General features: G+C 71.6%; 13 protein-coding genes. 12 read left to right on the plus strand and 1 reads right to left on the minus strand.

Features of this window, described 5'->3' with window-relative positions:
• Window positions 1-25: 25 nt before the first annotated feature.
• From B5D60_RS09510 to B5D60_RS09565, 12 genes are all read left to right on the plus strand, one after another.
• Window positions 26-2419 carry a DUF3516 domain-containing protein gene (locus tag B5D60_RS09510; RefSeq protein ID WP_456236406.1) on the plus strand — a complete coding sequence of 798 codons (2394 nt, stop codon included), beginning with the start codon at window positions 26-28 and terminating at the stop codon, window positions 2417-2419.
• 134 nt (window positions 2420-2553) lie between these two features.
• On the plus strand, window positions 2554-3594 hold the full coding sequence (locus tag B5D60_RS09515; protein WP_078699934.1) for a zinc-dependent metalloprotease: 1041 nt from the start codon (window positions 2554-2556) through the stop codon (window positions 3592-3594).
• A gap of 13 nt (window positions 3595-3607) precedes the next feature.
• Complete coding sequence (tilS, locus tag B5D60_RS09520; RefSeq protein ID WP_078699935.1) at window positions 3608-4549, plus strand: tRNA lysidine(34) synthetase TilS; 942 nt, start codon at window positions 3608-3610, stop codon at window positions 4547-4549.
• Window positions 4550-4642: 93 nt separating this feature from the next.
• Window positions 4643-5197, plus strand: coding sequence for a hypoxanthine phosphoribosyltransferase (gene hpt, locus B5D60_RS09525; RefSeq protein WP_078699936.1), 555 nt, complete (start codon window positions 4643-4645; stop codon window positions 5195-5197).
• A 54-nt stretch (window positions 5198-5251) separates the two neighbouring features.
• The gene (gene ftsH, locus B5D60_RS09530) at window positions 5252-7270 is read left to right on the plus strand and encodes an ATP-dependent zinc metalloprotease FtsH (protein ID WP_078699937.1); all 2019 of its coding nucleotides are present in this window, start codon (window positions 5252-5254) and stop codon (window positions 7268-7270) included.
• 8 nt (window positions 7271-7278) lie between these two features.
• On the plus strand, window positions 7279-7842 hold the full coding sequence (gene folE / locus B5D60_RS09535; protein WP_078699938.1) for a GTP cyclohydrolase I FolE: 564 nt from the start codon (window positions 7279-7281) through the stop codon (window positions 7840-7842).
• 13 nt (window positions 7843-7855) lie between these two features.
• Window positions 7856-8707, plus strand: coding sequence for a dihydropteroate synthase (folP, locus tag B5D60_RS16945; protein WP_078699939.1), 852 nt, complete (start codon window positions 7856-7858; stop codon window positions 8705-8707).
• Window positions 8700-9113 carry a nuclear transport factor 2 family protein gene (locus B5D60_RS16950; RefSeq protein ID WP_078699940.1) on the plus strand — a complete coding sequence of 138 codons (414 nt, stop codon included), beginning with the start codon at window positions 8700-8702 and terminating at the stop codon, window positions 9111-9113. Before folP ends, B5D60_RS16950 begins: the two co-directional genes overlap by 8 nt.
• The gene (folB, locus tag B5D60_RS09550; RefSeq protein WP_231948698.1) at window positions 9110-9487 is read left to right on the plus strand and encodes a dihydroneopterin aldolase; all 378 of its coding nucleotides are present in this window, start codon (window positions 9110-9112) and stop codon (window positions 9485-9487) included. The genes B5D60_RS16950 and folB overlap by 4 nt, the downstream gene beginning before the upstream one ends.
• A complete protein-coding gene (gene folK, locus B5D60_RS09555; protein ID WP_078699942.1) occupies window positions 9484-10047 on the plus strand; it encodes a 2-amino-4-hydroxy-6-hydroxymethyldihydropteridine diphosphokinase in 564 nt (187 codons plus the stop codon). Before folB ends, folK begins: the two co-directional genes overlap by 4 nt.
• Window positions 10048-10054: 7 nt before the next feature.
• The gene (locus B5D60_RS09560; RefSeq protein WP_078699943.1) at window positions 10055-10543 is read left to right on the plus strand and encodes a DUF3180 family protein; all 489 of its coding nucleotides are present in this window, start codon (window positions 10055-10057) and stop codon (window positions 10541-10543) included.
• A gap of 30 nt (window positions 10544-10573) precedes the next feature.
• A complete protein-coding gene (locus B5D60_RS09565) occupies window positions 10574-10831 on the plus strand; it encodes a hypothetical protein (RefSeq protein ID WP_231948699.1) in 258 nt (85 codons plus the stop codon).
• Window position 10832: 1 nt separating this feature from the next.
• Here the strand turns inward: B5D60_RS09565 and B5D60_RS09570 are convergent, their stop codons facing one another.
• Complete coding sequence (locus B5D60_RS09570) at window positions 10833-12539, minus strand: glycosyltransferase (protein WP_153302964.1); 1707 nt, start codon at window positions 12537-12539, stop codon at window positions 10833-10835.
• Between the last annotated feature and the right edge of the window lie 55 nt (window positions 12540-12594).

Here is a 12594-nt window from a genome sequence, read left to right on the forward strand (position 1 = left end):
GGCGCAGGACGAGGCGATCCTGGAGATGGTCGCCGGGTCCAACGTCGTGCTGGCCACCCCCACCGGCTCGGGCAAGAGCCTCGTCGCCACGGCGGCCATGGGTGCGGCGCTCGCCCGCGGCGAGTGCAGCGTCTACACCGCGCCGATCAAGGCGCTCGTGAGCGAGAAGTTCTTCGACCTGTGCGAGGTCTTCGGGGCCGACAACGTCGGCATGGTCACCGGTGACGCGGCGGTGAACGCCGACGCGCCGATCATCGCGGCGACGGCCGAGATCCTCGCGAACATGGCGCTGCGCGAGGGGGCCGCGGCGGACATCGGCCTGGTCGTGATGGACGAGTTCCACTTCTATGCCGACCCCGACCGCGGCTGGGCCTGGCAGGTGCCGCTGATCGAGCTGCCGCGCGCCCAGTTCCTGCTCATGTCGGCCACGCTGGGCGACACGACCCGCCTCGAGGCCGACCTCGCCCGCCGGACCGGCCGCGAGACGGTCGCGGTCACGTCGGTCGAGCGTCCCGTGCCGCTGGTCAGCGAGTACGTCACCACGCCCGTTCACGAGACGCTCGAGCAGCTCGTCGAGACGCACCAGACGCCGGTCTACGTCGTGCACTTCTCGCAGGCGGCGGCACTGGAGCGCGCGCAGGCCCTGACCAGCGCCAAGGTGGCCACGCGCGCCGAGCGCGACGCGATCGCCGACGCGCTGGGCGACTTCCGCTTCACCTCGGCGTTCGGCAAGACGCTCTCGCGCCTGATCCGCATGGGGATCGGCGTCCACCACGCCGGCATGCTGCCGCGGTACCGACGCCTCGTCGAGACCCTCACGCAGCAGGGCCTGCTCAAGGTGGTGTGCGGCACCGACACCCTCGGCGTCGGCATCAACGTCCCGATCCGCACCGTGCTCTTCAGCGGCCTGTCGAAGTACGACGGCACCCGCCAGCGTCACCTCCAGGTGCGCGAGTTCCAGCAGATCGCCGGGCGCGCGGGTCGCGCCGGGTTCGACACCGTGGGGCACGTCGTCGTCGAGGCGCCCGAGCACGAGATCGAGAACGCCCGGCTCGTGCGCAAGGCCGGCGACGACCCGAAGAAGCTCAAGCGGATCCAGCGCAAGAAGCCGCCGGAGGGCTTCGTCTCGTGGGGCCACGGGACCTTCGAGCGGCTCGTGAACGGCACGCCCGAGCCGCTCGTCTCGCGGATGAAGGTCAGCCACGCGATGGTGCTCGACGTCATCACCCGGCCCGGCGACGCACGCGCGGCGCTGGAGCACCTCGTCCGCGAGAGCGGCGAGACCGAGGAGTCGCAGGATCGACTGCTGGCCGAGGTCGACCACATCGTCGAGGCGCTGCTGGCGGGCGAGGTCGTCGAGCGGATCGACCCGCCCGACGCCCAGGGCCGCACGCTGCGCCTCACCGTCGACCTGCAGGCGAACTTCGCGCTCAACCAGCCGCTGTCGCCGTTCGCGGTCGCGGCCTTCGACCTGCTCGACCGCGAGTCGCCCACCTACGCCCTCGACGTCGTGTCGGTCGTGGAGTCCACCCTCGACGACCCGCGCCCGATCATCAGCGCCCAGCGCTTCCGGGCCCGCGGCGAGGCGGTCGCGGAGATGAAGATGGACGGCATCGAGTACGACGAGCGGATGGAGCTGCTCGAGGACGTCGAGCACCCCAAGCCGCTCGAGGACCTGCTGAACGCCGCCTACGAGATGTACCGCAACGGGCACCCGTGGGTGGCCGACCACGAGCTGCGGCCGAAGTCGGTCGTGCGCGAGATGTGGGAGCGGGCGATGACCTTCTCGGAGGTGATCGCCGAGTACCGCCTGGCCCGGTCCGAGGGGCTCGTCCTGCGCTACCTCTCCGACGTCTACAAGACGCTCGTGCGCACCGTGCCCACGGCGGTGCGCAACGACGAGCTGACCGATCTCACCGAGTGGCTGGGCGAGCTGGTGCGCCAGACCGACTCCAGCCTCCTCGATGAGTGGGAGCAGCTCATCGCGCCCGGTGGCGACCCGGCCGACGTGCGCCCGCAGGCCACCGGCGCCGAGACGCCGCGCCCGCTCACCGCCAACGCCCGCGCCTTCCGCGTGCTGGTGCGCAACGCGATGTTCCGCCGGGTCGAGCTGGCCGCGTTCGGCCGGTGGGACGCGCTCGGCGAGCTCGACTCCGGCTCCGGGTGGGACGCGCTCGCGTGGCGCGAGGCGATCGCGGGCTACCGCGAGGAGTACAGCGAGCTCGGCAGCGACGCCCAGGCCCGAGGCCCGCAGCTGTTCATGGTCGAGGACGAGACCCGGCGGGTGTGGCAGGTCCGTCAGGTGTTCGACGACCCTGAGGGCGACCGCGACTGGGGCATCAGCGCCGAGGTCGACCTCGACGCCTCCGACGCCGAGGGCGAGCCGGTCGTCCGCGTCCTCGACGTCGGCCCGCGCTGACCCCCGCCTCGCGTCCTCCGCGCCCACCCCCCCCGACTTTTGTGACGGCATTCGGCGCGGATGGTCGCGGCGGACCGAACCGCGTCACAAAAGTCGGGCGTGGGGCCGAGGTGGGAGGCCGTAGGTTGGACGCCATGATCGACTGGAACGTCGCCAGCTCCACGGCCCGGCGCCTCATGAAGCCCGGGCCCGACCTGAGCGCGGCGGAGGTCGAGGACGTCGTCGCCGAGCTGCGCGAGGCCTCGGCGATCGCCGAGGGGCCCGTGCGCGAGTTCACCGGACTGGTCCCCGCCTACCCGACGCCCGTGCTCGTGGTCGACCGCCCGCGCTGGGCCGACGCCAACCTCGCCGCGTTCCAGGTCCTGATGACCCCGTTCAACGAGAAGCTCGCCGCCGAGGGCAAGCTGCCCACCGGCATCCCGAAGGCCGTCGGCGGGCGCGTCACCGGCGCCGAGCTGGGCGCGATCGTGGCGTTCCTCGGTGGCAAGGTGCTGGGCCAGTTCGACCCGTTCGCCGAGGGTGGACACGGCCCCGGGCGCCTGCTGCTGGTGGCACCGAACATCGTGCACGTCGAGCGCGAGCTGAACGTCGATCCCGCCGACTTCCGGCGCTGGGTGTGCCTGCACGAGGAGACGCACCGCGCGCAGTTCACCGCGGTGCCGTGGATGCGCGGCCACATGCTGAGCCAGGTCGACCAGCTGATGGACGTCACCGACGTCGGCGGGGGAGCGGTGACGGAGATGCTCTCCGACGCGCTGCCCGAGCTGGTGCGCATCGTCCGCGGCGACTCGGACAAGTCCCTCTCGGACCTGTTCCAGAACGAGCAGCAGCGCGAGGTGGTCGACCGGCTGACCGGGCTGATGTCGCTGCTGGAGGGCCACGCGGACGTCGTGATGGACGACATCGGCCCCGAGATCGTGCCGAGCGTCGCCGAGATCCGCCGCAAGTTCACCAAGCGCCGGGCCTCCGGCTCGACGCTGTCGAAGGTGTTCCGCCGGCTGCTCGGCTACGAGGCCAAGATGCGCCAGTACAGCGAGGGCGCCACGTTCGTCCGCGCCGTCACCGACCAGGTCGGCAAGGACGGCTTCGACGCCGTCTGGGCCGCGCCCGAGCACCTGCCCACGCGCGCCGAGATCGTCGACCCGAAGTCCTGGGTCGCCCGCGTGCACGGCTGAGGCGCGGACAGCCGTGACCCGCCTCGACCCGCTCGTCGCGCGGGCGCGGAGTCTCGTCGAGCCCCACCTGGCCCCCGGAGCCGTCGTCGCGGTCTCGGGTGGCGCCGACTCCCTGGCCCTGGCCGCGGTCGTCGCCTTCTTCGTCCGGCGTCGCGGTGTCGAGGCGCGCGCGGTGGTCGTCGACCACGGCCTCCAGGTGGGCTCGGCCGACGTGGCCGCCCAGGCGGCCGAGCAGTGCGCGTCGCTCGGCCTGCCCGCCACGGTCAGCACGGTGGAGGTCGGCGGCCTCGGCACCGGGCCGGAGGACGCCGCGCGCGTCGCTCGCTACCGCGCGCTGCACCGCGAGGCCGGCCGCGCCGGCCTGCTGCTCGCGCACACCCTCGACGACCAGGCCGAGACGGTCCTGCTGGGCCTGGCCCGCGGATCGGGCCCTCGCGCGATCGACGGCATGCGCCCCGTGAGCGGCCGCCTGCACCGGCCGTTCCTCACGCTGCGGCGCTCCGAGACCGAGCGGATCTGCGCGCTGCACGACCTCGAGTGGTGGCAGGACCCCCACAACGACGACCCCTCCTACCGCCGGGTCCGCGTGCGGCGCGAGCTGCTGCCGCTGCTGGAGGAGGTGCTCGGTGGGGGAGTGGCCGAGGCGCTGGGGCGCACGGCCGACCTGGTGCGCGCGGACGCCGACCTCCTCGACGCCATGGCCTCCGCCGAGACGCCGACCTCGGGCGAGATCGCCGACGTCGAGTCGTTCGCGGACCTCGATCGCGCCGTGCGGCTGCGCGTGTGGCGCCGCCTCGCCGTGGCCGCCGGAGCGGCGCCGGGCGAGCTGTCGCACGCCCACACCCTCGCTCTCGACGGCCTGCTGCACGCCCGCGGCGGCACCAGGATCGAGCTGCCCGGCCATGTCGCCGCCGTCCGCGAGGGAGCCGGGGTCCGGTTCCGCGACGAACGATGAGGCATTCCGCCCCGCTGAGGCACCCGAATGCCTCATCGTGCGTGCGCGCGACCGGCTGACACCGATGCCGTCCCTTGTGGCACGCTGGGCGTCGTGGACACCTCGCACGTCGAAGCCGACCTCGACCTGACCCAGACGCTCTTCACCGAGGAGCAGATCAAGGCCCGGCTGGCCGAGATGGCCCGCCAGATCGAGGCCGACTACGAGGGCCGCGACGTGCTGCTCGTCGGCGTGCTGAAGGGCGCGGTCATGGTGATGGCCGACCTCTCCCGCGAGCTGAACCGTCACGTCGAGATCGACTGGATGGCGGTGTCGTCGTACGCGGGCACCAAGTCCTCCGGCGTCGTTCGCATCCTCAAGGACCTCGACACCGACCTCGACGGCCGTCACGTCCTGATCGTCGAGGACATCATCGACACGGGCCTGACCCTGTCGTGGCTCGTCGCCAACCTGAAGTCGCGCGGCCCGGCCTCGGTCGAGATCGCCACCCTGCTGCGCAAGCCCGAGGCCCTCGAGATGCCCGTCGACGTCCGGTACGTCGGCTTCGACATCCCCAACGCCTTCGTGATCGGGTACGGACTCGACTACGACGAGAAGTACCGCAATTTGCGCAGCATCGGCACACTGGCCAAGCACATGTACTCCTGAGTACGCGGCTGTGAGCATCGAACGGAACACCACCTGCATGAACGACGAGGCGGCATGAGCATCAAGAGCGTGTTCAAGGGACCGTGGCTGTGGATCATCCTGATCGCGGGCGTGGTCATCGGCGTGCTGTCGTTCTCCGGGTCCGCCGACGGGTACCGCGAGGTCAAGACCGCCACGATGGTGGGCTACTTCAACGACGCCAAGATCAAGGACGTCACCTTCGTCGACGGCGACCAGGAGGTCCGCGCGACCCTCAAGGGCGACGACGAGAAGAAGGTCAAGGCCACGTGGCTCGGCCAGGACCAGGGGTCCCAGCTCGTCACCCAGGCTCAGAAGATGGTCGACGACGACCAGATGAACGCCTACAACGTCAAGATCCCGCCGAAGAACACGTTCCTCTCGGTGCTGCTCAGCTTCCTGCCGTTCGTCATCTTCATCCTGATCTTCCTGTGGCTGATGAACTCGATGCAGGGCGGCGGCGGCCGGGTCATGCAGTTCGCCAAGTCCAAGGCGAAGCTGATGACCAAGGACACCCCGCAGACCACCTTCGCCGACGTCGCCGGGTGTGACGAGGCGATCGAGGAGCTCGGCGAGATCAAGGAGTTCCTGCAGGAGCCCGCCAAGTTCCAGGCCGTCGGCGCGAAGATCCCCAAGGGCGTGCTGCTCTACGGGCCGCCCGGCACCGGCAAGACCCTCCTCGCGCGCGCCGTCGCCGGCGAGGCGGGCGTCCCGTTCTACTCGATCTCCGGCTCGGACTTCGTCGAGATGTTCGTCGGCGTCGGCGCCAGCCGTGTGCGCGACCTGTTCGAGCAGGCCAAGGACAACGCCCCCGCGATCGTCTTCATCGACGAGATCGACGCCGTCGGCCGTCACCGCGGCACCGGCATGGGCGGCGGTCACGACGAGCGCGAGCAGACCCTCAACCAGCTGCTCGTCGAGATGGACGGCTTCGACGTGCGCGGCGGGGTCATCCTCATCGCCGCGACGAACCGTCCCGACGTGCTCGACCCCGCGCTGCTGCGCCCGGGTCGCTTCGACCGCCAGATCGCCGTGGAGGCCCCCGACCTGGCCGGCCGCACCCAGATCCTCAAGGTCCACGCCCGGGGCAAGCCCATCGCACCCGGCGTCGACCTCGAGGCCGTCGCGCGTCGCACCCCCGGCTTCAGCGGCGCCGACCTGGCCAACGTCCTGAACGAGGCCGCGCTGCTCACCGCGCGCGGTGCCGCCACGACGATCGACAACGAGGCGCTGGACGAGGCCATCGACCGCGTGATCTCCGGCCCGCAGAAGCGCTCGCGCCTCATGAACGAGCACGAGCGCCTCGTCACCGCCTACCACGAGGGCGGCCACGCCCTGGTGGCCGCGGCGCTGCCGCAGAGCGACCCCGTGCACAAGATCACGATCCTGCCGCGCGGTCGCGCCCTCGGCTACACGATGGTGCTGCCCGACGAGGACAAGTACAGCCAGACGCGCGCCGAGCTGCTCGACAAGCTGGCGTACATGCTCGGTGGCCGCGCCGCCGAGGAGCTGGTCTTCCACGACCCCACCACGGGCGCCGGCAACGACATCGAGAAGGCCACCAGCCTGGCCCGCGCGATGGTCACGCAGTACGGCATGAGCGAGCGCATCGGCGCCGTGCGGTTCGGCGAGGACAACGGCCAGCCGTTCCTGGGCCGCGACATCGGCCACTCGAGGAACTACTCCGAGGACATCGCCGCCACGATCGACGACGAGATCTCCTCGCTCATCGCGCAGGCCCACCAGGAGGCGTTCGACATCCTCGTGGACAACCGCGAGGTGCTCGACAGCCTCGTGCGCGAGCTGATGGAGAAGGAGACCCTCGACAAGGCCGAGGTCGCCCGCATCTTCGAGGCCCTGAACCGGCGCGAGATCCGCCCGGCCTGGACCGGCTCGGAGACCCGGCTCCCGTCGTCGCAGCCGCCCATCGTGGTGCCGCACCGCAACGGCTCCGGCCGCGACGATCGCGAGGACGGTATCGTCATCGGACCGGACACCGGCCCCGACGCACCTCCCGTCGACGAGCCCCAGCCGGGCGAGTCACCCACGATCTGAGGAGCGCCGTGCCCGTCGACCAACCCCGCGCCGAGGCGGCCGTCCGCGAACTGCTCGCAGCCCTCGGAGAGGATCCCGAGCGCGACGGACTCGAGGACACCCCGGCCCGTGTCGCCCGTTCGTACACCGAGCTGCTGGGCGGCTACGACCAGGACGCCAAGGAGGTGCTCTCCGCCGTCTTCGAGGTGGGGCACCGCGAGCTGGTCCTCGTGCGCGACATCGAGCTGTGGAGCATGTGCGAGCACCACATGGTGCCGTTCTTCGGCGTCGCCCATGTCGGCTACATCCCGGGTGAGCACGGCCATGTCACCGGGCTGTCCAAGCTCGCCCGCCTCGTCGACGTCTACGCCCGCCGGCTGCAGGTGCAGGAGCGCCTCACCACGCAGATCGCCGAGTCGATCGTGGAGGTCCTGGAGCCCCGGGGCGTCATCGTCGTCATCGAGGCCGAGCACCTGTGCATGACGATGCGCGGAGTCGCCAAGGCCGGCGCCCGCACCATCACCAGCGCCGTGCGCGGCCAGCTGCTCGACCCGGCCACCCGTGCCGAGGCGATGAACCTCATCAGCAGGTGAGGCAGGAGCGCGCATGACGACCTCACCGATCACCGGGCTCCCGCAGGACCGGTGCGTCGTGATGGGGGTCGTCAACGTCACGCCCGACTCGTTCTCCGACGGAGGTCGCTGGTTCGACCCCGGTGCCGCTGCCGAGCACGGCCTCGACCTGGTGCGGCGCGGAGCCGACCTCGTCGACGTGGGCGGTGAGTCCACCCGGCCCGGCGCGCTCCCGGTCGACCGCGAGGAGGAGCTGCGTCGCGTGGTCCCCGTGGTGCGCCGGCTGGCCGACGCGGGCGTCGTCGTCTCCGTCGACACGATGTGGTCCGAGACCGCCGAGCAGTCGATCGAGGCGGGCGCGGCGATCGTCAACGACGTGTCGGGCGGCCGGGCCGACCCGCGGATGGTGCCACTCGTCGCCCGCGCCGACGTCCCGTTCGTCGTGATGCACTGGCGCGCGCACTCGGACCAGATGCAGCAGCACACCGACTACGACGACGTCGTCGAGGACGTGGTCTCCGAGCTGCGCAGCCAGTACGCGGCGGTGTGCGAGGCCGGCGTCGATCCCGAACGCGTCATCCTCGACCCCGGCCTGGGCTTCAGCAAGACCGGTGACCAGAACTGGACCCTGCTCGCGCACCTCGAGCGCTTCACCGACCTCGGCCGGCCGCTGCTCGTCGCCGCCAGTCGCAAGGGCTTCCTGGGCGCGCTGCTGGCCGACTCCGTGGGCCCGCGACCGGTCGACGGGCGCGAGGACGCGACCGCCGCCCTCAGCACGCTCGCCGCCCTCGCTGGGGCGTGGGGCGTGCGCGTGCACGACCCGCGGCCCAGCGCCGACGCCGTGCGCGTGGCGGCCCGACTGCGCTCGGAGGCGGCACGTGGCTGACGTCCTGGCCGCCCACCGCGCCTTCTACGACGCGATCGAGACCGGCGACGTCGACCTCATGGCGTCGCTGTGGGTCGACGACGTCGCCACCACCTGCGTGCATCCGGGAGCTCCACCGCTGAACGGCACCGGCCCGATCCTGCGCTCCTGGACCGTGCTGATGGCCGGCGTCGGCTACATCCAGTTCTTCCTGACCGACGTCGAGGTCACCCTGTTGCCGGCCACCGACCCGACCACGGCGATCGTCGTGTGCACCGAGAACATCCTCTCCGACGCGGGGTCGGTCGAGTCGTTCAACGGCGGTCGCGCGGTCGCCACGAGCATCCTCGTCCGCGATGCGGGACGATGGCGATTCTTCGCGAGGCACGCCTCGCCCCTGATCGAACCGGAGGACGCAGACACGTGACCGACCAGCACCCGGGGGACCGGATCGAGCTCCGAGGGCTCTCGGCCGTGGGCCACCACGGCGTTTTCGACCATGAGCGCAGGGACGGCCAGACGTTCGTCGTCGACCTCGTGCTGTCGGTCGACCTCGAGCCCGCGGCGGTCTCGGGCGACCTGACCCGCACCGTGCACTACGGCGAACTCGCCGAGGAGGTGCACGCGATCATCACGGGGGACCCCGTGGATCTCATCGAGACGTTGGCCCTCCGTATAGTGAGCGTGTGTCTGGGCCATGAGCCCGTCCGCTGGGTCAGTGTGACGGTGCACAAGCCCGAGGCGCCGATCGAGGTGGCGTTCACCGATGTCACCGTGACGATGGAGCGGAGCAAGCTGTGACCGAAGCACCCACGCCCTACGAGCTCGACGCCGACACGATGACCGGGGGAATGCGACCCATCCGTCAGGCCGTCCTGTCAATCGGCTCGAACCTCGGCGATCGTGCCGGCCGCCTGCAGGGCGCCGTGTCCGCCCTGGAGGACACTCCCGAGGTCACGGTCGTCGCGATCTCCTCGGTCTACGAGACCGAGCCCGTCGGTACGCCCGAAGGCTCGGGCTCCTTCCTCAACGCGGTCGTCCTCATCGACACCACGCTGACGGTGCACACGCTGCTCGACCGCGCCCTGGCGATCGAGGACGCGTTCGAGCGTGAGCGCAGCGAGCCCGGTGCCCCCCGCACGCTCGACGTCGACATCATCGTGGTCGGCGACCGCGTCGCCAACGACGACTCGCTCACCCTGCCGCACCCGCGCGCCCACGAGCGGGGCTTCGTGCTCGTGCCGTGGCTCGAGATCGATCCCGAGGGCGAGATCCCCGGTCACGGCTTCGTGGCCGACCTCGTGTCGGGCGTCGACGCCTCGGGCATCACCAAGCGCGAGGACGTCGAGATCATTCTGTGATCGTCCGATGAGGAAGGCCCGGCGCAGCTCGCCCCTCTACGTCGCGGTGCTCATCGCGTCGGGTCTCGTCGCCGGCCGTCTGCTGCCGCCCCTCACGGTGCGGCTCGACGGCACGTCTCCTCCGGTTCCCGGCTGGGCCGCCGCGGTCGTCCTGCTGTGCGGCGCCATCGCCGTCGGAGCCCTCGCGTGGGGCACGTGGCAGAACCTCCACCGGCGCCAGCGCCGTTTCACCGCCGACCATGCGATCCGCCTGCTGGCGCTGGCCAAGGCCGCCGTGCTCGTCGGAGGCGTGTTCACCGGCGGCTACGCGGGCTATGCGCTGGCCTACCTCGGCTCGTCCACCGAGCTCGGCGAGCTGAGGTTCTGGCGCGCCGGCGCCGCCGCGGCGGCGGCCCTGCTCCTGCTGATCGCCGCGCTCGTCCTCGAGTGGACCTGCCGTCTCCCGTCCGACGACGACGAGGAGACCGCGTCCGAGGCCGGCCCCGCTCCAGCCTGACGGCCCTCCACTGATCCGACGCACACTCTGGTGGGCGTCTGCGAGGTCTGGCATCGTCGTCCTCCAGTCGTCATGTTCGCGATGGTGGGCTTGGTGACGGGCTCGTTCACCCGGGTCCTGCGCGCCGAGATCGGCGGGGTGAACGCGCGAATCGACGGGTTGCGTGGCGAGATGAGCGCGGGGTTCGAGCGCGTGGACGAGCAGTTCCGCCGCGTGGACGACAGGCTCGATCACCTCGATCGCGATGTCCAGGCGCTGGCGCGTCAGGTCTTCGACCGGCCCGAGTGACCTAGCGGCCGCGCTGCCACCAGCGTCGCTGCGGCACGGCCTGCTGCCAGGAGAAGTTCTGCCAGGTCAGCAGCAGTCGCTCGTGCGCGCCCTTCGGTGCGCGGCCCGCCCGGATCTCGAAGGCCATGCCCTCGTGCTCGACGGATGTGGTGAGGTCCGTGGGGGCGTCGTCGCCCGGCTGCCACGCCTGCCAGCGCAGCTGCACCTCGCCGAGGTCTCCCTCGCCGTCCACCCAGACGACGGCCGAGCGCCCCTCGAAGTCCACGGCGACGTCCCCCACGTCCACACGCTCGGCCTTGCGAGCCAGTGCGTCGCGCGCCACCTGCGCCCAGTCGGCGAGGAACGACTCGTGGCCGTGGGCGATGGCCCCGGCGCGGGCGCGCGGGCGCATCGCCTCGAGCCGCTCGCGGTCGGCGAGCAGGTCGAGCGTCGCGTGGGCCAGGCGGGCCGCGTCACCCGCGGGCACGAGCACCCCGTCCACGCCCGACTCGATCTGCTCGGCCGGGCCGTAGGGCACGTCGAACGCCAGTACCGGGCACTCGCGCATCCGCGCCTCGAGGATGAACAGCCCGTAGCCCTCGAAGCGGCTGGTCAGCCACGCGAGGTCGGCCTCCCAGAGCCGGTCGGCGGCATCGGGCACGTGCCCGTGGAAGACCACCCGGTCGGCCACGTCGCGCTGCGCGGCACGGGCCCGCAGCCTCTCCTCCTCGTCGCCGTCGCCGTAGATCTCCAGCGTCGCGGTGGGGTGCCGTGGGGCGACCAGAGCGAAGGCGTCGATCGCCCGGTCCAGCTGCTTCTGCGGGTGCAGGCGCGCGATCACGACGATGCGTCCGGGCACGCGTGCCGGTGCGGGGGAGGGCGGCTCGACGGCCTCGACCGGGTTGGCCACCACGTGGAACTGCGGCAGGTCGCCGAACCGCAGCCGCAGGTCGTGCCGCTGGCGCTCGGTGAGGGTGTTGAGCGCGTCGAACCGGTCCACGTGCTCCAGCGACGACGCGTAGGAGGGTTCGATCGGCGAGTCCCAGCGGCGATCGCCGCGCAGGTGGGGGTTGTGCATCTGGTGCATCAGCACGAAGCGCGGGTCGTCCAGCAGGCCGAGCTCCTCAGCGACGAACCGGCTGTCGCTCACGAGGAGCACCGCGCCGTCCTCGGGAGCCAGCTGCCGGGTCCACCAGCGCCACAGGTCGCCGAGGCCTTCGCCGGCCAGCACGACGCGACCGCTGCGGTCGAGCACGCGCGTGTCGCCGTCCATCACGTCGGGGGGCGTGAACGCGTAGGTCGTGCCGTCGGGCCGCAGGTACTCCCACGTGGTCTCGGTGCCCGAGGCGTCGAGATGGCGCCGCCGCCACGTGTAGCCGTCCTCGACGTCGTCCTCGGTGCTGGAGCCGGGCGCGATCGGGCAGGTCTCGACGGCGGGAAGCGCGCCCAGGTCCCGCTCGCGGAGGTCCTCGTGCAGGTTGAGCATCCGGCTCTCGGGCAGCAGCAGGCCGTCGGCCAGCAGGCCCGCGCGGATCGGCTCGTACGAGGGCACCGGGTTGTACGTCAGGATCGGGAAGTCGAGCCCGGCCGCGACGAAGAGGCGGTGGCGCAGCAGGACCATGCGGGTCTGGCCGCCGGCGCCGAGGCGGACGTTGCCCACGACCGAGAACCAGGCCCCGTCGGGAAAGCTCGTGGCCGGCTCGCCCGGTGCAGCAGCGGAAGGCGACACGCGGCGAGCGTATAGCATCGACGCCGTCCGGGATGTTCGGCGAAGGCGTAGGTGA

Source organism: Aeromicrobium choanae (genome assembly GCF_900167475.1).
GTDB lineage: Bacteria > Actinomycetota > Actinomycetes > Propionibacteriales > Nocardioidaceae > Aeromicrobium > Aeromicrobium choanae.